A 17,634-nucleotide genomic window follows, 5' to 3' on the forward strand; every position below is an offset into this window, starting at 1 on the left:
TACACCTCGTGGGAGCAACGTAGGTGTACGCCGTACACCTGTCAAGGCGGTTATGGTTTCAACCGCCGCCGGAAGACGAGGACCGAGATGGCTGAGCAGGCTGAGATGCTGCGCCGGACGCCGCTGAGCAGGGACCGCATCCTGCGCGCCGCCGTCGCGCTCGCCGACGAGGCCGGGATCGAGTCCCTCAGCATGCGCAACCTCGCCCAGGATCTGAGCGTCGTGCCGATGGCCCTCTACAAGCACGTAGCCAACAAAGACGAACTGCTCGACGGCATGATCGACGTCGTCGTCGGCGAGATCGACCCGCCGGTGCCCGACGCCGACTGGAAGCACGCGATCCGCGAGCGCATCCTCTCGGCGCGGCAGATGCTGCGGCGCCACCCCTGGGCGCCACTCGCGATCGAGTCGCGAAACACGCCGACGCCGGCCATCCTCGCCTACCTCGACTCGATGATCGGGACGCTCCGCGCCGGCGGGTTCTCCGCCGACCTCGCCCACCACGTGATGCACGCGATGGGCAGCCGGATCCTGGGCTTCAGCCAGGAGCTCTTCGACGCCTCCCGGCGCGCCGGCCGGTCCGGCACGACCAACCCAGACCCGCCGGCGGCCCTACCACCGGAGGTCGCGGCCCGGTTCCCGTACCTCGCGGAGATCGCCATGGCGGCATCCCACGACAACGCGTCGGTCGTGGGGCAGGGCTGCGACGACCAGTTCGAGTTCGAGTTCGCGCTGGACCTCCTGCTGGACGGCATCGAACGGCTGCAACAGCAAGGCTGGACGTCGTCGCGCCGACCCCGGTGAGACGGGTCAGGACCGGCGGCATCCGACCGATCTGACCGTCGTCGGTAGGCTGCGCGGGGCTCATCTACGCGAGCCAAAAAATCCGGACGGCAATGTCGAGAACCCGTGGCCGGCTCCGTCTCCGGGGTGAACGTGACCAGAATGGGTCGCACCAGCATCGAGGAGAACCACGATGGCCAAGTACTTGCTGCTCAAGCACTACCGCGGCGCTCCGGCTGCGGTCAACGACGTGCCCATGGACCAGTGGACGCCGGAGGAGATCTCGGCGCACGTGCAGTACATGAACGACTTCGCGGCCCGGCTCGAGGAGACCGGCGAGTTCGTCGACGGCCAGGCGCTCGCCCCCGAGGGGACGTTCGTCCGGTACGACGGTGAGGGGCGCCCGCCGGTCACCGACGGCCCGTTCGCCGAGACCAAGGACCTCATCGCCGGCTGGATGGTGATCGACGTCGACAGCTACGAGCGCGCCATCGAGCTGGCCGGGGAGCTGTCGGCCGCCCCGGGGGTGGGCGGCAAGCCGATCCACGAGTGGCTCGAGTTGCGCCCCTTCCTGACCGCGCCGCCCACCATCACCGAGTGACCTGATGGACGAGGCCCTGCTCCGGAGCCTCACGCCGACCGTGCTCGGCATCCTCGTCCGCCGCGGAGCCGACTTCGCGGCGGCCGAGGACGCCGTGCAGGACGCGCTGATCGAGGCGCTCCGCGTCTGGCCGGCCGACCCGCCGCGGGACCCGAAGAGCTGGCTGGTCACCGTGGCCTGGCGCAAGTTCCTCGACACGACCCGGGCGGATGCCGCCCGCCGCCGACGTGAGGACCTCGTCGACGACGAGCCGGCGCCCGGGCGCGCGCCCGCGGTCGACGACACGCTCCAGCTCTACTTCCTGTGCGCCCACCCGTCGCTGACGCCGTCGTCCGCGGTCGCGCTCACGCTACGCGCCGTCGGCGGGCTGACCACCCGCCAGATCGCCCAGGCCTACCTGGTGCCCGAGGCCACCATGGCGCAGCGCATCAGCCGGGCCAAGCGCACCGTCTCCGGCGTGCGCTTCGACCAGCCCGGCGACGTCGCCACCGTGCTGCGCGTGCTCTACCTGGTCTTCAACGAGGGCTACTCCGGCGACGTCGACCTCGCCGCCGAGGCCATCCGGCTCACCCGGCAGCTCGCGGCCGCGATCGACCACCCCGAGGTCGCGGGGCTGCTCGCCCTCATGCTGCTGCACCACGCCCGCCGCGCCACCCGGACCGCGCCCGACGGCAGCCTGGTGCCGCTCGCCGAACAGGACCGCCGCCGATGGGACACCACGTCGATCGCCGAGGGCGTCGAGATCCTGCAGGCGGCCCTGGCCCGCGACCGGCTGGGCGAGTTCCAGGCCCAGGCCGCCATCGCGGCACTGCACGCCGACGCGCCCACCGCCGAGGAGACCGACTGGGTGCAGATCGTCGAGTGGTACGACGAGCTCGCGCGCCTGACCGACAGCCCGGTCGTCCGGCTCAACCGCGCGGTGGCCGTCGGCGAGGCCGACGGACCGCGCGCCGGGCTGGCCGCGCTCGCAGCGCTGGACGACTCACTGCCCCGCCACGCGGCGGTGGCGGCGTACCTGCACGAACGCGACGGCGACCTGGCCACAGCGGCACGGCTGTACGCCGAGGCAGCACGAAAGGCCCCCAACCTCGCCGAGCGCGACCACCTGACGCGCCAGGCCGCCCGGCTCAACGCCCGCCGGGGTCGCTGACCCGCCGGTGCGGTGCCGCATCTTCGTGGCAAGAATGCCACTTCGGCCTCGCCGAAGAGGTCACCGACCAAGGAGTCCTGGTCAGCGACTTGCTCGTGAGATTGACGTTCCAGTACCGCAAGGTCTGCACGCCTCGACAGTAGAAATGGCTGACCCGGTGGCGACCGGGTCAGGTGGCAACGAAATCGCGGCTGCGTCACCCGATCGCCCTCCGTCAGACCCTGGAGCCGACCGGTCGCAGCCCAGCTGCGACAAGCACGATCGACCCCGCGCTCCCGTACCCGACGGCCACCGGCACCTTCGGCGGCTCGGCAGGCTTCGCCTGAACGGGATTAGCGGTTCCGGCCACCAGCGTAGCCACAGCTATCTTCGGGGTGACCAGGGCCGGAGGTAGCATGCGGCCTCCCCGGACCGACGTAGGCGGGCCACCTGCCTACTCCCCGAACGGGGAGGAGGCAACCCGAAGAAGCCGGAGACCCGCCCGAACGTGGCACCGAACGGGAGCATCATGAAGCAGCCGGCTCACCACCGCGCCCGCGATCTCAGCATCGTCGTCGGATCACTGCCCACCGGACGGCACAACGCCATCACCGACGTCCCCGGGGTGCTGGTGGGGCACACCACCGTCGACGACGGCCGAGACCTGCACACCGGAGTCACGGCAGTCGTACCCAGCCAACTCGGCCCGGGACGATGGTCCGTGCCGGCCGCCGTCCACACCGGAAACGGCTACGGAAAGCTGGTCGGCTCGACCCAGGTGGACGAGCTCGGCGTACTGGAATCCCCGATCGTCCTCACGGCCACGCTGTCGGTGTTCCGAGCCGCGGACGCGGTGCTCACCTACCTGATGGACCGCCGGCCGGACGGCCTGTCGTTCAACCCACTGGTGGGCGAGACCAACGACGGCCACCTCTCGGACATCCGCCGGCGCCCGATCACCGAAGGACACGTACTCGACGCTCTGACCCGCGCGTCGAGTGAAGCGCCGGCGGAAGGCTGCGTCGGCGCCGGGACCGGCACCACGGCCCTGGGCTACAAGGCGGGCATCGGCACCTCGTCCCGCATGGTACGAGCGGCCGGCCGCCCGATGACGGTGGGTGCTCTCACCCAGTCCAACTTCGGCGGTGTGCTGACCGCGCTGGGTGTCCCACTGCCGGTCGAGGAGCTGATTCCGCAGGCCGACCGGACTGAACCGCTGGGCAACTCCTGCATGATCGTGGTGGCCACCGACGCACCCCTGGACGCCCGGCAACTCGGTCGTCTCGCCCGACGGGCGATCTTCGCGATGGGCCGGGTCGGCGCGTCGTACAGCAACGGCAGCGGTGACTACGCGATCGCGTTCAGCACGGCGGAGCCGGCCCAGCCACCGATGCCGGACTCGCAGCTCAATCCGGTCTTCGCGGCCGTCCTGGACTCGGTCGAGGAGGCGCTGCTGAACTCCCTCATCACCGCCACGACCACCACCGGAGTGGGTGGCCGCACCAGTCACGCCGTACCTCACGAGGCCGTCGTCCGGCGCCTGGCAGCGGCCGGCCGGCTGACCCCACCGGCTTGAACTGCAGCGTGGGAGTTTGCCCGGCAGCCGGCTGTCAGGTTGCACTCGCTGCCTGCCACGATCACCGTGAGCCAACAGGACTGGGACAACCTGAGCTACGTCGAACAGTGCTTCTTCATCAACGCAATGGAGATGGACATCCTGCCAGGCGTCCGCGGCGACCTCGACGAAGCTGAGCGACCGCTGCCATTCGACGAACTCGCCGGAATCCTGCTATCGCTGGTCGATCGCGGATGGATCGAAGTCCGCAGGTACGAGCGGTGGATCTCGGACGAGGGGCTCGAAGGGCTCACCCCCGGCGAGGTCGTCCCCCGACCAGACCTCCCGCACGTGCTCGCAGATCCAGTCAACTGGGAGTACCCCGACGACGCCAGCTGGATCGGCGCGCTGACACTCGTTCGTACCGACGCCGGCCTGGCAGTCAGCCGCCTCTCCCCCTGAACTGTCGCCGACCCTTTCGAGCAGCATCGAGCAACGGTTCGGCTTCGAGTTCGCCGACGACCACCCCGCCTTCCTCGCAGCCGGGCTGCCTACTCAGGTCGTTCACAGCTGTCGGGCGGCGGACCGCCCGACGAGCAGCGCCGCGGCCGCGCACGACAGCGCCCTGAACACGATGACGCGCCACATGCCGCCGTCTGCGCCGGCCGTGATCGCCGAAGGGAACGCGCCGATGACAGGCAGCGGAAATTGGGTCACTCGGCCGTCGATGGTGATCGGTCCGATGCGGTCGGCGGCGGTCTCGGTGAACCACATGGCGCCGTCGGGTCCTGCGACGATCCCAAACGGCCCGCAGCCCGGGGTGGGCAGGGCGGACTCTCAGGTCGCCGTCGGTGATGATCCGCCCGATGCGGTGTTCCTGGTACTCGGTAAACCACAGCGCGCCATCCCCGTCCGGTGGCGATGACCGTCGGGCCGCATGCCGGATCGAGCTGGTGGCAGATGGGCTCACCGCAGGGGTCGAACCGGCCGATCTGGCCGCCGTGCACCGAGTGAACCACAACGCACGGTCCGGACCAGTGGTGATGGCGTAGGGGCTGCAGGCCGGGTCGGCCACGACGTGCTCCTGACTGGACGCGGCTGTCATGCGGCTCGCTCCAGTCCGTTCTCGACGGCAATTCGTTCGATGTCCGCCGGCGTGCCGGCCATGATGGCGCGGGTGTGCTCGGTAACCAGTTCGACTGGCCAGTGCCACCACGCGGCGCGGCACAGCCGGTCGACGTCCGCGTCGTCGAAGCGTCGCCGGATCGGCCTGGCCGGGTTACCGCCGACAATCGTGTAGGGCGTCACGTCGGCGGTGACCACCGCCCCACCCGCGACGACGGCCCCGTCGCCGATCCGTACGCCGGGCATCACCGTCGCCTGGTAGCCGAACCACACGTCGTTGCCGACGAGGGTGTCTCCCCGGCTGGGCATCGAGGTGACGATGTCGAGTGTCCGTTCGGTCCACTCGCCGCCGAACATCGTGAAGGGAAAGGTGGACACGCCCATGGTCGGATGGTCGGCTCCGGCCATCAGAAACCGTGCCCCCGATGCGATCGCGCAGTACCTGCCGATGACCAGCCGTTCCGGGCCGTAGCCGTAGAGCACGTTACGCTGCTCGAAGCCGGTCGCCCCGTCCGGGTCATCGTAGTAGGTGTACTCGCCGACCTGAATGCGCGGATCCGTGACGAGCGGCTTGAGAAACACCACCCGATCGTGGCCGGAGAGCGGATGCAGGTTCATCGGGTCGGGATAGCGGCGCGCGCTCACCGTGCCCACTCCACGAACTGAACCACGACCCCGTTGGGATCGGTGACCTGGAACAGCCGCTCACCCCACGGCTCTTCACACAGCGCCATGGTGATCTCGACTCCTGCCGCATGGAGACGGTCGTGCTCCGCCAGCAGGTCCTCGACGGTGAACGCGATGATCAAACCAACCGCCTGCTGGTCGCGGACCCCCTCAGGTAGTACCCGCGAGCCGCGCTGCAGCAGGACCACAGCCACCGCCGCGTCATCGCGCGCCAGTGAGGCGAACCCGTCGGCGGCCATGACCTGCGCGTAGCCCAGGTGGGTGAGGAAGAAGTCGCGCGAGGCGGCTACATCGTCCACAGTCAACGACACGGTGGATGTGGTGATCGACGCAGGTGCTGTCGTGGAAATTGCCATGACCTCACCATCGCCGCCACAGAACTTCCGATCAACGGCAGATGCCCGAACCATTCATAACCCAGGCTTATGAGGATGGTCCTGGTGCCAGGGGCGACGTCCTTTGAACTGTCGGGCTGCACGGCTGGAGCCGGTTCATCCGCGAGGGATCATTCGCTGGTGACGACGTCGCGGGCGGCCTGCGCGAGCGCACTCACCAGTGCGGTCTGGCCAGCCGTGCGCCATACCAGCGCCCATCGGCACACCGGAGCGTCGCGCACCGGCAGGTAGGTGATCCCCGGCCAGGGAAAGTAGCGGGCGGCTTCGGCCTGGACCGGCTGTACGACCGTGCCTGCCGCCACGACGGTGAGGACCTCCTGCCAGGTGGCGACCTTCGGGCCTCGCCGCACCTGGCGTCCGCTGGGAGTGTGGAACGGCACCAACGCCTGTTCCCAATATCGCGGGGTCGGGGCCGATGGCTGGGCGACGAGGTGATCCCCGAGGTCCTCCATGACGGCGCTGCCCCGGCGAGCCATCGGGTGGTTGTCGGCGACCATGAACATGATCGGCTCGGCACGTACGACGGGCCCAACTGTCAGATCGGGCTCGTTGACCGGCGTCCACAGCAGCGCGACGTCGACCTCGCCAACCCGCAACGGGGTGAACGGGTCGTTGACGTGCACCTCCCGGAACCGCAGTTCGCAGCCAGGGTTCCGAGCCCGGAACAGTCCGGTGACATCGGCGATGTCATGAGCCAGCGCGCCCATCGCGCCAAGGGTGAGTACGCCGGTCATCCCCCGGGCCGCGATGGCAGCGTTCTCGATGCCGGCGAGGATGCCCTGATAGTTGACCGCCAGATCATCGCGCAGGCGCACGCCGATCGGGGTCAGTGACACCCGCCGGCTCGTGCGCTCGAACAACGCGGCTCCGATCCGGCGCTCCTGAGCGGCGATCGACTGGCTGACCCGGGCCTGCGACAGGTGCAGGCGCTGTGCAGTACGCCCGAAGTGCAGCTCCTCGGCCAGCGTCAGGAAGATCTCGATGTCGCGCAGTTCCACAACGGCTACCTCCACGTCCGACCGCAGGCGTCGGCGTGCCGACGACCGGGTAACGACCCCGCGCGGACGGTGGCGCCCGTCGACCAGCCGGCCCTCACCTGCCGCACGGCCTGACCTGGCCGTGCAGGCCCGGCCGTCCGCCGGCCGGTGCTGACCGAGACGCCATTCAACCACGCGCAGCACACCACCGTGGCGGCGACCAGGGCCGATAACAACCGGCTATGTGCGCCCACGCCTTCCTCGCCGTCACCACCGCCCAGGCGCAAAAGGGGGCACCACCGACCGGGCGGGCTCGTCCCCTCAGCCTCGCCGAGGCTCGACGTCTCCTGGCACACCTGATCACCCGCAGACGAACCCGCGACCACATCGATCGATGGTCATGGTGGCCCACGCCGGCGCGCCATGAGCGAGGCGGGAACCATCGCCGCGGTGCCCCGCTCGGTCGATATTCGGACTGTCCCCGGCTCGGCGCCCCGCCCCACACCTGGCGGCGGCGCCGGTCACGTGTCGTCAATCCGTCGTTGCCTCTCACTGAAGCCCTCCGTAGCGTCGCGGCTACCGATCGGTGTTCAGCGGAAGGGCTCCCCTCGTGACCGAACTCGTCGCTCCGCAGCTCGTCGTGAACAGCAGGATGATCTACTTCGGCTGGACACCGGCCGACCCCGAGGCCGTGGCCGCCTTGGTGCCCGGAGGGCTCAAGCCGACGCCGAACCGCCAGGTATTCATGAACCAGTACGTCGTCGACGCTCCGGGGCAGACCTCCGGCTTCGGCGCCTACTCGCTCACCTATCTCGGGCCGGACCTGTCCGGCGTCGACGCCCCCGACGGGGTCACCCCTGGTCGCTGGTGGACGCACTACTTCAACTCCAGCCCGGTGGTCCGCGAGTACGCCGCCGCCCGAGGCGTGCCGGCCACTGTGGGGACCACCAGCATCGAGGTGAGGGGTCACCGGCTGGTCGCCACCACCGAGGCGGACGGCGTGCCCGTGATCAGGACGACGGCCCGCGTTGGCCGCACCGGCGATGCGGTGAACCGGGGACAACTCCGCTACCTCACCGAGCTGGACGGCAAGCTGCTCAGCGGGAACTATCCCTTCGTGGCGGCCCCGGTTGACCCCTTCGAGGTGGAGTCACTGGAGTTCCTGGAACCCGACCACTCGGTCTACGCGCTGCGTCCGGCCGAGCCGCTGGAGGTCGTGTGGGGCTTCTACTCGCCGCGTTCGTCATTCGCCTACCCGGGTGGCGAGTCGGTGCTCGACTGAGCGGTTCCGAAAGGCTTCGTCGAGCTTCGGGTGACTGCCGAACAGCGCCGGCGCGACAGGAGAGGCAAGATGCGGTACACCTGTCGCACCCATCCGCTGAGTGCGGGACCGTGGGCGGATCTCGCCGCGATGCTGGCGCACGATCACCAACCTGGCTGAGGAGTACTTCGCCTAGAAGCCAGCGTCAGTTCGGAAGGATGAAGATCACCGTTCGTCTTACAGACCCTTCCGTTTTGGCATGTCCCTCAACGAACCAAACGCGACCAGGAGCGCATTCACAGGCTGCGATGAGAGCGGTCGTGGCGACGTGGTGAGAGAGCGGAAACCGCGGACCTCCTCGGGATACCGCCGCACGGCGGTGCGCGTGCAACGGATGCGCTCTACGTACCGCTACGGCAGCTCATCGCGGCGGGGCGGGCGTACCACGTCCACGTACCGTCGGTGGCTCGCCCCGTAGATGGCGAAGTTGAGCCGCGCATCGCTCAAACTGACCTCTCCATTGGGGCCGCCAGCCACCATGGGGGCGTCCGCACCCCTTCGTCCGTCATCGGTCCAGAAACATACCGGGCAGGTCGTGCACCCGGTCCGGTTGCCACAGCAGGGACACCGGTTGACGGGATGCTCAATCACGCCGGCAAGCCTCCCATGGCAGCCCCGAAAAGGCACCCTCGCCGGGCTGCGAATCGCGCCCGTTCGGACCTCGGACGAGTGCTCGATGTAGTCCTGTCGGAGGCCCACCTGCCAGGCCGCTCAGCATTGGCTGATGCCTGCAGGACGTGCGCTCATGGGCGATCCGGATATCCACCGCCTTCATGTAACTGCGGGTGACTCGGTCGCTGACCAGGATCTTGAGCCGTCCAGCGGAGTTTGACCCGCCCTGCCGACGTAGGTCTCGCCAACCGCACGAGGTCACACCAACCTGGGTCTCTGCCAGTGGCCTAGGCACGTTCGGTGGGTCTGTCGCTGATCTTGTGACGGCTGTCGACGGTCGTGATCATCTGCGCCGTGCCTCCGCGATTCCTGAAGGAAGTCCTTCCTCATCTGTCCAACGTGGTCGTCGACATGGTTGAGTCGTCAGCTGGCTCGATCCGGATGCGGGGGCGGTCCCGCGCTCGCCGCGGGCGATGTCCACGCTGCGGTACGCCATCACGACGAGTGCACGGCCGCTACCATCGCCGGTTGGCGGATGCCGCCCTGGGCGGTTGTGCGGTGGTGATCGAGCTGGTGGTGCGCCGGTTCAAGTGCGTGTCCGGCACCTGCCCGGTGGTGACGTTCGTCGAGCAGGTGGAGCATCTGACCCGGCCGCACGCGCGGCGGACCCCGCTGCTGCAGCAGATCCTCGCTCAGATCGCGGTGGCGCTCGCGGCCCGGCCGGCTGCCCGGCTCGCCCGCAGGCTCGGTGTTCCGGTCGCGAAGGACACCCTGCTCCGCCTGGTCCGCGCGTTGCCTGAGCAGCCCGCCGGCGACGTGCGGGTGGTGGGCGTCGACGACTTCGCCCTGCGCCGGCGCCACGTGTACGCGACGATCCTGGTGGATCTGGAGACGCGGCGGCCTATCGAGGTGCTCGAGGGCCGCGACGCCGGACCGGTGGCGGCGTGGCTGGCGGCACACGCCGAGATCGAGGTGGTGTGCCGCGACCGTGGCCGCGCCTACGCCGAAGCCGCCCGCGCCGGGGCACCCCAGGCCCTGCAGGTGGCGGACCGCTGGCACCTGTGGCACAACCTGTGCCAGGCCGTGGAGAAGACCGTCGCGGCGCACCACGGGTGCATCACGACCGCGTTCGCCGCCGCGGAACCGGCACCCCTCGACATGCCGCCGCCACCGCTACCAGACGAGTACTGCGACGTGCGTGGTCGTCCCCGCCCGCTGGTGGCCCGCACCCGCAGCCGGTACGCCGCGGTGCAGGAACTGGTCGCCGCCGGGCGGTCACTGCGCGGCATCAGCCGCGATCTGGACCTGGACTACTACACCGTGCGCCGCTACGCCCGCGCCGACAGCCTCGACGCGCTCCTCGCGCCGGCGATCCACCGCCGGACCCTGCTCGACGCCTACAAACCCTGGCTCTACGAGCAGTTCACCCAGGGCGAGCGCAACGCCTCACACCTCTACCGACAGATCCGCGAACAGGGATACACCGGAGACCGCAGCGCCGTCGGCCGATACATCCGCCTGCTCAAAGCCGGCATGGTCGCCCCGCCAGTGGCCCAGCCGATCCCGGCCCCCCGCGCCATGGCGAGGTGGCTCCTGACCCACCCCGACCGACTCCAACCCGACCACACCGTGACCCTCCACGACGTCCAAGCCGCCTGCCCACACCTGGACGCCGCCGCCCGGCACGTGCGCGCCTTCGCCGCCATGATGACCAACCTCACCGGCACCCAGCTGCCAGCCTGGATCGACCAGGTCCGCCACGACGACCTACCCCACCTGCGGCAGTTCGCCGACGGGCTCCACCACGACTACGACGCCGTCGTCGCCGGCCTCTCCACCCCATGGAGCTCCGGCCAGGTCGAAGGCCAGAACACCAGAGCCAAGCTGATCAAGCGCATGGGCTACGGCCGCGCCAACTTCGACCTGCTCCGCAAACGCATCCTCCTGCAAGCCTGAGGAACGTCACAAGATCAGCGACAGACCCCGTTCGGTCGTACCGGGTTGGGCACGGTGATCTGTACACCGGCCATCTATCTGCCACTGCTCGTCAAGAAGCTTCCGTCGCCCCTTTCCTTCGGGCTTCATCAGCCCTTCACCCCACCGGCTACTGGCACGTGGACGGCACGGCGACCGCGGGGTTATGACATCAACCCCCGACCCGGACAACACCACTGGCCCCACCTCGGTGGCGGCCAGGGTGGCGCCGCCGGCGGCGGCGAGCCCGATGGCCGTCCAGGCCGCCACCACGGAGGTACCGCTACTGCTCGGCGAGGAGGTGGGCTACTTCGGGGACCTGAGGTGAGCAGGCCGGGCCTGTTCTTCAGGCGGGCGACGACCGCGACGACGCCGGCCGCCCGGGTGGCCGGGTCGACGACGGGGCGGTCCGCGGTGCTCGTGCTCATGGCCCCAGTGGTACCCAGCGGCCGGAGTGTCCACGACTGACCACGGCGCGACGCGCCCGATTTCGATCAGCGGCAGGCTTGTGATCCGGTCGACCGCATTCGATAGAGTGCGGACGGTGACCGTCGGCGATGGCCGGGGGGTCGGAGGGGTGCCGGGATGACTCGACGGGGCGGGCGGTTGACGCGGGTCGCGCTGCGCCTCGGGCTCCTGCTCGGCGGGGTCGTCGTGGCATGGGGCGTCCACGCGGCTGCCACCACCGGGGCCGCCTACGCTGCCGATCGTCGGCCGGACCCGCCGGCGGACGCCGCCGTCGACCTGCTCACAGGCGTCCTCCGCCCGATCCTCGACCCGACGTCAGCACCGGCGGCCACGGAAGGGTCCGCCGGCGAGACGGCCCCCGGGCCCCTGGGGAGCGGAGCCGGCCCGGCGCCGGGCCGTCCGCCGGCCCGGCCGGCGGACCAGGTCACACCACCGCCGGCCTGCCCCGTCCAGGTCGGCCCGCCGAAGCCCGCCGCCAAGGGCGCCAGCCTCCCAGCCACCCGTCCGGGCGGCGGGGAGGCGCTGCCACCGGTGGGTGGCATTCTCCGTCCGCTCGCGGAGCCGGTCCGGGCCGGGGTGCTCACCCCGGCGAGCGAGGTGCTACGACCCATCACCGACCCCGTGCGGGCCGGCGTTCTCGCCCCTGCAGCCGACGCCCTCAGCCCGGTGACCCAGCCGCTCGCCCCGATCGTCTCCCCCGTCGGGCGAAAGCTGCCACCGGTGCTCGAGCCGCTGGACCCCGTGCTCGAGACCCTCGACCCGGTGACGGACCTCCTGGACCCGCCCACCGGCCCGCCGGCCACGCCACCACCCGCGCCGACGCTACCGACGCCGACCGGATCGGTCGGCGAACCGGGCAGGCCCGTTTCGAGCGCCGTCACCACGAGTACCTCGTCGGACTGGCACACCACGACACACCTCTCGTCGCCGCCGCGCCTCGTTCGTCCGGACGGGCCGCACCCGCTCCGCCCGGACGCCGACTTCGCGCCAGCCATGCCCGCCCCCGGCACCAGTGGATCCGGCTCGTCCAGCGCCGTCCACGGGGGCCCGGCCGACGCCCCCACTTCGGTATGGACGCCGTCCAGCCTGGCGGGGCGCCGCTGGCACCCGACCGGCGGCGACGCTCTCTCGTCCCGCTCGCCCCGTCCGGACACCCGGCCCGCCTGACCGGCGGGCCGTTGCGTGCCGTCCGCGCGGCACCGGCGGCTGTGGTTCCCGTATCCCTGACGGCCCTTGCGGGCCCACGCCGGCCCGCGGCGGTCCCGCGGCGATGCCCGGCATCCTCCCCGACGTACCCGATCACAATGGTGACCAGGAGTTACCCATGAACGTCAGCACGCCCGTCGTCCGTGCCCGGTGGTGCGACATCGGCCGGATCGCCGATCTCGTCACCGAGACCCTCGCGCCCACCGCCCTCGGCACCTGGCTCGTCCCCGACGAGCGACGCCGGCCGACCATCCTCGCCGCCGTGGCCCGGATCTGGACCGAACACGCGCTGCTCTTCGGCGACGCGTTCCTGCTCCCGGACGGCACGGCCGCGACCGTCTGGTTCCACCGCTACCGGCCCATCCCACCCCCCGCCCGGTACACCGACCGGCTCGCCGACGCATGCGGTACACACCAAGACCGGTTCCTCCAATTCGACCAGGCTCTCGCCGCGCGGCGGCCCACCGAGGCGCACAACCACCTGGCACTGCTCGCCGCACCGGGCCCGGCGAACTCTGGCCGCGCCGCGGCCGTCCTCGCCGGATCGCAGCGCTGGATGGACACGCTCAGCCTGCCCACATACGCGGAGGTCTTCTCCGACGCCGACCTCGACCTGTTCCAGCGGCGCGGCTACACCCACCGGGGCGCCTTGCCCGTCGAGGGGCAGACCACTACACACGGGATGTGGCGGCTGCCGCCGTACCGGACCGGCCGGTCCAGCCCTAACACCCGCTCACCCGTGCAGCGTCCGCTCGTCCCAACCCACAACAGCCCGTCAACCCGGTGGGCGCTGCGCTGATCCACTCGATCTGGCCGGGGTGGCCCTGCCACCCGGCCAGCAGGCCGCATTGCGGCGCACCATAGGCGACCCGACACGAGGTCAGGCTCCGACCCACGATCAGCCGGGCGCGGTGCCGAGGCCCACCATCGCTGCGCCTGTGCCGACCGCGGTGACCGCCGAGGCCGGCGGCGGTGAAGCGCTGGCCGGCGCGGACCCGGGTTACCGGCAGCGGCGCCCGGTCGGCAGGTCGGCGCCCTCGGGGGCGTACACCGGCACCCGAGGCCGGCCAGGCGCAGCACGTCGACGTGATCGGTGTGCTCGTGGGTGACCAGGACGGCTTCCGCGCCGGCCAGGGCACGCGCGGCTCGCTCCAAGTGCCCGGATCGATGACCAGCACCCCGCCGTCGTGCTCCAGCCGCAGCCAGGAGTGCGTGTTGCTCAGGTGGGGGTCTCGGTCCGGTGGCATCCGTGCTGTCGGATCAGGGCCCGCGCAGCCTCGGCTGCAGCCGTCGCCAGCCCCGGGTCCTTCTCCACCCGGGCAGCCACAAGTGCACCGTCGATGAGCAGGGTGAGTTGCTGGGCGAGCCGGGCCGGATCGTCGGCGCCGGCAGCCGCGGCGAGGTCCTGGACCCACTGGCGTACCGCACGCTTGTGGTTGACGGCGACCTCGTACTGCGGTGTTCCGGGTTCGCTCTCCATCATGGCCTGGAAGAAGGCGCAGCCCTGGAAGTCCTCGGACCGGTACAGGGAGTTCAACGCGTCGAACATCGCTGACAGCTGGGCCGCAGGGTCCGTACCGCCGGCCGCGGCGGCCTGCTTCAGGCTGTCGGTCCAGGCCCGGTCGCGACGGCGCAGATACTCCGCGGCGAGTTGATCCTTTGAAGGGAAGTTGCCGTAGAGCGTCGCCTTGGCGACTCCGGACTCGGCGATGACCCTGTCCACCCCGACACCGCGCAGGCCGTGACGGTAGAACAGCTCGTCGGCGGTCCGCAGAATGCGCTCACGGGCGGAAGGCCGCTCCGACGCTGCCTGCGCCGCCATGGCCGTCTCCTCTCACATCCCATTGCACCGGATGGCCTACAGACTATTCCGTCTGCCCTTCTCGGTGGCCGTGGCGGGGCCCCCGCCGCGGCCACCGGTGCGAGGCTCAGGCGGTCTCGGTCGCCGCCCGCTTGATCAGCTGGGCTGTGGCGCCGGGCTGGGAGACGAGCACGGCGTGGGAGGCGTCCTGCACGGTCACCACGGCGCCGCCCGCACGCTCCGCCATGAAGATCTGGGCGATATGCGGGATGTTCTTGTCCGCGGTCGGAATCAGGTGGTACGAGGGCAGGAGCCGCCAGGCCGGGGCGCCGGAGGGCTCGTTGAGGGCGGCCACCGCGATCGGGCGCTGCGCCACGGCCATGAGTTCAGCGTCGTCCTGCTTCACGTCCGCCGCGAACTGCTGGTGGAACAGGTCCTGGCGGACGCGCACGTCGGCCTGGTTGTCGGGGAGTGCGATCTCCTCGAGGGTCTCCCCCAGCGTGCTTCCAGGGAACCGGCCCGAGAGCTCGGCGGCCGTCTCGCCGGCGTCTGGGGCGAAGCCGGCCACGTAGACCAGGGCCCGAACATTCCGCTGGTCGCGGGCGGCGGTGGTGATGACGCTCCCGCCGTAGGAGTGGCCGACGAGGATGACGGGTCCGTCGACGGCCGCAACCGTGGCCGCCACGTAGGCGGCATCCGATGCGACGCCGCGCAGCGGGTTCGCGACCGCGAGCACCGGGTAGCCGTCCGCGCGCAGCAAGCGGGTGACGTCGTTCCAGCTGGAGGAGTCGGCGAACGCTCCGTGGACGAGCACGATCGTGGGCTTGGCTGAGTCGGCCATGAGGGATCTCCAATCGCGTGGTGGACATTTCCGAACAGACAGGTCTGTCTGTTCGGAACAGTAACCGCGAGGCCGCTGCATGTCAACAGACAGGTCTGTCCGCTTCGCTCCGGGCCAGCTCGCCTCGGTGCACGACCCGCGCCGCCGTCGTCACACCGCTACCCGCGGCCCCAGGCCTTCGCGGTGCGGGCCCGGCCGCGGCAGTGCAGGGCGACGTCGGTGACCACGCCGACGCGACGATCAGGGCGAGCCGGCGAAGATTGGCCGAGCCGTCCGGGCCCCGGCTCGCATGCGGAGCTGGACGCGGCGGTCGACGCGGTGCGGGACCGGTTCGGGTCGAAGGCGCTCACCCGGACGGTACTGCTCGGCCGTGACCCGGGCCTGGAGATGCCACTTCTGCCGAATTGACACGTGGCCCGGCGGCACTAGGTGGTAGCGGGCGCGAGCCTTGTCGCGGCAGCCGCCCAGGCCCCGATGTCGCCGCTCGGCTCGTAGCGGCGGATCTGCTGGGTGGTGCGCAACAGCGACCGCATCGCGGCCAGATCCGCGCCGGTGGCCGCGAGCGCCCGTCCCTGGACAAGCACGTTGCCCAGCGCGCCCGCCTCCACCGGTCCGGCCTCTGCGGGTAGGCCGCACGCATCGGCGGTGAGCTGGCACAGCAATTCGTTGCGGGCACCGCCACCGACGATGTGGATGACGTCGACCTCGCGGCCGGAGAGTCGTTGCGCGTCCGCCACCGCAGAGCGGTAGGCCAGCGCGAGGCTCTCCAGGATGCACCGGACTGTCTCGGCCGGGGTCCGTGGCGGTGGTTGGCCAGTGGTGCGGCAAGCGTTGGCGATGCGGGTGGGCATGTCGCCGGGCGGTAGGAAGACCGGGTCGTCGGGGTCGATGACGGCGGTGAAGGCGGGCACCCGGGCGGCTTCGCGGAGCAGGGCGTCCAGGTCGGTGGGGAGGCCGGCTGCACGCCAGGCGCGCATCGACTCCTGCAGCAGCCACAGCCCCATCACGTTGCGCAGGTAGCGGACCGTGCCGTCGACGCCGACCTCGTTGCTGAAGTTTGCCGCCCGGCTCTCCTCGGTGAGCACCGGAGCGGACAGCTCGACACCGACCAGTGACCAGGTGCCGCAGGAGACGTACGCGAAGTTCTCACCCCGTGCTGGTACGCCGACGACGGCGGAGGCGGTGTCGTGTGAGCCGACCGACGTCACCCGCACCGTTCCGGTCAGCGTGGTTGTCCGGGCGACGTCGGGCAGCAGATCACCGATCGGGTCGCCCGGGTGACGCAGGGCGGGGAACAGGTCGGGTCGAAGGCCCACCCTGCGCATCAAGTCGGTGGCCCATTCACCGGTACGGGCGTTGAGCAGCTGCGTCGTCGAGGCGTTGGTGAGTTCGGCCCCGACCGTCCCGGTCATCCAGTAAGCGATGAGGTCGGGGATCTGCAGCAGTGTGGACGCCGCGGCGAGTTGGGCGGTGCCGGCCGCCGCGGCGAGCTGATAGATGGTGTTGAACGGAAGGAACTGCACCCCGGTGATCCGGTAGAGCTCCGCCGCCGGAACCTCGGCGGTCACCTTGTCGGCGACGCCGTCGGTGCGCCCGTCGCGGTAGTGCACGGGGTTGCCCAGCAGCCTGCCGTCGGCGTCGAGCAGTCCGAAGTCGACTCCCCAGGAGTCCACGCCGATCGAGGCGACGGGCCCGGCGTGCCGGCCGGCGGCGCGCAGCCCGTCGAGCACCCCCTGGTAGATCCGGAGGATGTCCCAGTGCAGGGTGCCGCCGGCGCGGACCGGAACGTTGTCGAACCGTTCGACCTCGGTGAGGTCGAGCGTGTCCGGTCCAACGCGGCCGAGCATCACCCGGCCGCTGGAGGCGCCGAGGTCGACTGCGGCGACGGTGACGGGCTTGGCGGTCACGTGCTTCTCCCCATACCAGAGTGGACCCTCGTTCAGAGCAGCCCGCGGCGGGCGGCCCACACCACCGCGGCGATGGGTGCCGGTACGCCGAGCCGGTCGCAGATGGCGCGCGCCCGGCGGCGTACGGTGCGCTCGGAGGTGTCGAGCCGGCGGGCCACGGCATCTGTCGGCAGTCCCTCGGCGAGCAGGCGTAGCAGGGTCAGGTCGTCTTCGTCGAGTGGTCGGTGCTCCATGGTCGGCGTGGCCACAGGG

Annotated in this window: 19 protein-coding genes and 1 pseudogene; 10 read left to right on the forward strand and 10 right to left on the reverse strand. The window is 70.7% G+C overall.

Annotation, left to right across the window (positions count from 1 at the left end):
• The first annotated feature begins 87 nt into the window (after positions 1-87).
• The 5 genes from ACTMS0_RS17650 (at position 88) to ACTMS0_RS17670 (ending at position 4,530) form a co-directional block, all read left to right on the forward strand.
• Positions 88-804, forward strand: a complete 717-nt coding sequence (locus ACTMS0_RS17650; RefSeq protein WP_441156304.1) for a TetR/AcrR family transcriptional regulator — start codon at positions 88-90, stop codon at positions 802-804.
• Positions 805-976: 172 nt separating this feature from the next.
• Positions 977-1,384 (forward strand): YciI family protein, encoded by a 408-nt coding sequence (locus ACTMS0_RS17655; protein WP_441156305.1) that lies wholly within the window; start codon positions 977-979, stop codon positions 1,382-1,384.
• A gap of 4 nt (positions 1,385-1,388) precedes the next feature.
• A complete protein-coding gene (locus tag ACTMS0_RS17660) occupies positions 1,389-2,534 on the forward strand; it encodes an RNA polymerase sigma factor (protein WP_441156306.1) in 1,146 nt (381 codons plus the stop codon).
• Between the two features lie 508 nt (positions 2,535-3,042).
• Positions 3,043-4,089, forward strand: a complete 1,047-nt coding sequence (locus ACTMS0_RS17665; RefSeq protein WP_441156307.1) for a P1 family peptidase — start codon at positions 3,043-3,045, stop codon at positions 4,087-4,089.
• A 66-nt stretch (positions 4,090-4,155) separates the two neighbouring features.
• A complete protein-coding gene (locus ACTMS0_RS17670; RefSeq protein ID WP_441156308.1) occupies positions 4,156-4,530 on the forward strand; it encodes a hypothetical protein in 375 nt (124 codons plus the stop codon).
• Positions 4,531-4,632: 102 nt separating this feature from the next.
• Here ACTMS0_RS17670 and ACTMS0_RS17675 read toward each other — a convergent pair whose 3' ends face one another.
• The 5 genes and pseudogenes from ACTMS0_RS17675 to ACTMS0_RS17695 all read right to left on the reverse strand — a co-directional run bounded on the left by ACTMS0_RS17675 (position 4,633) and on the right by ACTMS0_RS17695 (position 7,273).
• Positions 4,633-4,896 (reverse strand): virginiamycin B lyase family protein, encoded by a 264-nt coding sequence (locus ACTMS0_RS17675; RefSeq protein ID WP_441156455.1) that lies wholly within the window; start codon positions 4,894-4,896, stop codon positions 4,633-4,635.
• 19 nt (positions 4,897-4,915) lie between these two features.
• A pseudogene (locus tag ACTMS0_RS17680) lies at positions 4,916-5,173 on the reverse strand (virginiamycin B lyase family protein); the annotation flags it as partial.
• On the reverse strand, positions 5,170-5,811 hold the full coding sequence (locus ACTMS0_RS17685; protein WP_441156456.1) for a CatB-related O-acetyltransferase: 642 nt from the start codon (positions 5,809-5,811) through the stop codon (positions 5,170-5,172). The gene ACTMS0_RS17685 and the pseudogene ACTMS0_RS17680, both read right to left, overlap by 4 nt.
• Positions 5,812-5,834: 23 nt before the next feature.
• Positions 5,835-6,236, reverse strand: coding sequence for a VOC family protein (locus ACTMS0_RS17690; RefSeq protein ID WP_441156309.1), 402 nt, complete (start codon positions 6,234-6,236; stop codon positions 5,835-5,837).
• A gap of 149 nt (positions 6,237-6,385) precedes the next feature.
• On the reverse strand, positions 6,386-7,273 hold the full coding sequence (locus tag ACTMS0_RS17695) for a LysR substrate-binding domain-containing protein (RefSeq protein WP_441156310.1): 888 nt from the start codon (positions 7,271-7,273) through the stop codon (positions 6,386-6,388).
• A gap of 589 nt (positions 7,274-7,862) precedes the next feature.
• Here ACTMS0_RS17695 and ACTMS0_RS17700 point away from each other — a divergent pair.
• A complete protein-coding gene (locus ACTMS0_RS17700) occupies positions 7,863-8,534 on the forward strand; it encodes a hypothetical protein (RefSeq protein ID WP_441156311.1) in 672 nt (223 codons plus the stop codon).
• Positions 8,535-8,924: 390 nt separating this feature from the next.
• Here the strand turns inward: ACTMS0_RS17700 and ACTMS0_RS17705 are convergent, their stop codons facing one another.
• The gene (locus ACTMS0_RS17705) at positions 8,925-9,272 is read right to left on the reverse strand and encodes a CPCC family cysteine-rich protein (protein WP_441156312.1); all 348 of its coding nucleotides are present in this window, start codon (positions 9,270-9,272) and stop codon (positions 8,925-8,927) included.
• Positions 9,273-9,626: 354 nt separating this feature from the next.
• Between ACTMS0_RS17705 and ACTMS0_RS17710 the strand changes: the two genes are divergently transcribed.
• The 4 genes from ACTMS0_RS17710 (at position 9,627) to ACTMS0_RS17725 (ending at position 13,632) form a co-directional block, all read left to right on the forward strand.
• The gene (locus tag ACTMS0_RS17710; protein WP_441156457.1) at positions 9,627-11,141 is read left to right on the forward strand and encodes an ISL3 family transposase; all 1,515 of its coding nucleotides are present in this window, start codon (positions 9,627-9,629) and stop codon (positions 11,139-11,141) included.
• Positions 11,142-11,325: 184 nt separating this feature from the next.
• Entirely contained in the window at positions 11,326-11,487 is a 162-nt protein-coding gene (locus ACTMS0_RS17715; protein ID WP_441156313.1) for a hypothetical protein, read from the forward strand.
• A gap of 257 nt (positions 11,488-11,744) precedes the next feature.
• Positions 11,745-12,794, forward strand: coding sequence for a hypothetical protein (locus ACTMS0_RS17720; protein ID WP_441156314.1), 1,050 nt, complete (start codon positions 11,745-11,747; stop codon positions 12,792-12,794).
• 157 nt (positions 12,795-12,951) lie between these two features.
• Entirely contained in the window at positions 12,952-13,632 is a 681-nt protein-coding gene (locus tag ACTMS0_RS17725) for a hypothetical protein (protein ID WP_441156315.1), read from the forward strand.
• Between the two features lie 420 nt (positions 13,633-14,052).
• On the opposite strand, the gene ACTMS0_RS17730 is transcribed toward ACTMS0_RS17725, so the two are convergent.
• The 4 genes from ACTMS0_RS17730 to ACTMS0_RS17745 form a co-directional block, all read right to left on the reverse strand.
• Positions 14,053-14,655, reverse strand: a complete 603-nt coding sequence (locus ACTMS0_RS17730) for a TetR/AcrR family transcriptional regulator (protein ID WP_441156316.1) — start codon at positions 14,653-14,655, stop codon at positions 14,053-14,055.
• Between the two features lie 106 nt (positions 14,656-14,761).
• Positions 14,762-15,475 carry an alpha/beta hydrolase gene (locus ACTMS0_RS17735; RefSeq protein WP_441156317.1) on the reverse strand — a complete coding sequence of 238 codons (714 nt, stop codon included), beginning with the start codon at positions 15,473-15,475 and terminating at the stop codon, positions 14,762-14,764.
• A 425-nt stretch (positions 15,476-15,900) separates the two neighbouring features.
• Positions 15,901-17,382 (reverse strand): rhamnulokinase, encoded by a 1,482-nt coding sequence (locus ACTMS0_RS17740; protein WP_441156318.1) that lies wholly within the window; start codon positions 17,380-17,382, stop codon positions 15,901-15,903.
• Between the two features lie 32 nt (positions 17,383-17,414).
• The gene (locus ACTMS0_RS17745) at positions 17,415-17,630 is read right to left on the reverse strand and encodes a helix-turn-helix domain-containing protein (protein WP_441156319.1); all 216 of its coding nucleotides are present in this window, start codon (positions 17,628-17,630) and stop codon (positions 17,415-17,417) included.
• Positions 17,631-17,634 lie beyond the last annotated feature (4 nt).

This window comes from Micromonospora sp. H33 (assembly GCF_052068455.1).
Lineage (GTDB): Bacteria > Actinomycetota > Actinomycetes > Mycobacteriales > Micromonosporaceae > Micromonospora.

Excerpts from the sequence above, each read along its gene's own strand:
- ACTMS0_RS17650 (WP_441156304.1), top strand. The coding sequence starts at position 88 with ATGGCTGAGCAGGCTGAGATGCTGCGCCGGACGCCGCTGAGCAGGGAC.
- ACTMS0_RS17655 (WP_441156305.1), top strand. The coding sequence starts at position 977 with ATGGCCAAGTACTTGCTGCTCAAGCACTACCGCGGCGCTCCGGCTGCG.
- ACTMS0_RS17660 (WP_441156306.1), top strand. The coding sequence starts at position 1,389 with ATGGACGAGGCCCTGCTCCGGAGCCTCACGCCGACCGTGCTCGGCATC.
- ACTMS0_RS17665 (WP_441156307.1), top strand. The coding sequence starts at position 3,043 with ATGAAGCAGCCGGCTCACCACCGCGCCCGCGATCTCAGCATCGTCGTC.
- ACTMS0_RS17685 (WP_441156456.1), bottom strand. The coding sequence starts at position 5,811 with ATGAACCTGCATCCGCTCTCCGGCCACGATCGGGTGGTGTTTCTCAAG.
- ACTMS0_RS17690 (WP_441156309.1), bottom strand. The coding sequence starts at position 6,236 with ATGGCAATTTCCACGACAGCACCTGCGTCGATCACCACATCCACCGTG.
- ACTMS0_RS17710 (WP_441156457.1), top strand. The coding sequence starts at position 9,627 with ATGCGGGGGCGGTCCCGCGCTCGCCGCGGGCGATGTCCACGCTGCGGT.
- ACTMS0_RS17715 (WP_441156313.1), top strand. The coding sequence starts at position 11,326 with ATGACATCAACCCCCGACCCGGACAACACCACTGGCCCCACCTCGGTG.
- ACTMS0_RS17720 (WP_441156314.1), top strand. The coding sequence starts at position 11,745 with ATGACTCGACGGGGCGGGCGGTTGACGCGGGTCGCGCTGCGCCTCGGG.
- ACTMS0_RS17725 (WP_441156315.1), top strand. The coding sequence starts at position 12,952 with ATGAACGTCAGCACGCCCGTCGTCCGTGCCCGGTGGTGCGACATCGGC.
- ACTMS0_RS17730 (WP_441156316.1), bottom strand. The coding sequence starts at position 14,655 with ATGGCGGCGCAGGCAGCGTCGGAGCGGCCTTCCGCCCGTGAGCGCATT.
- ACTMS0_RS17735 (WP_441156317.1), bottom strand. The coding sequence starts at position 15,475 with ATGGCCGACTCAGCCAAGCCCACGATCGTGCTCGTCCACGGAGCGTTC.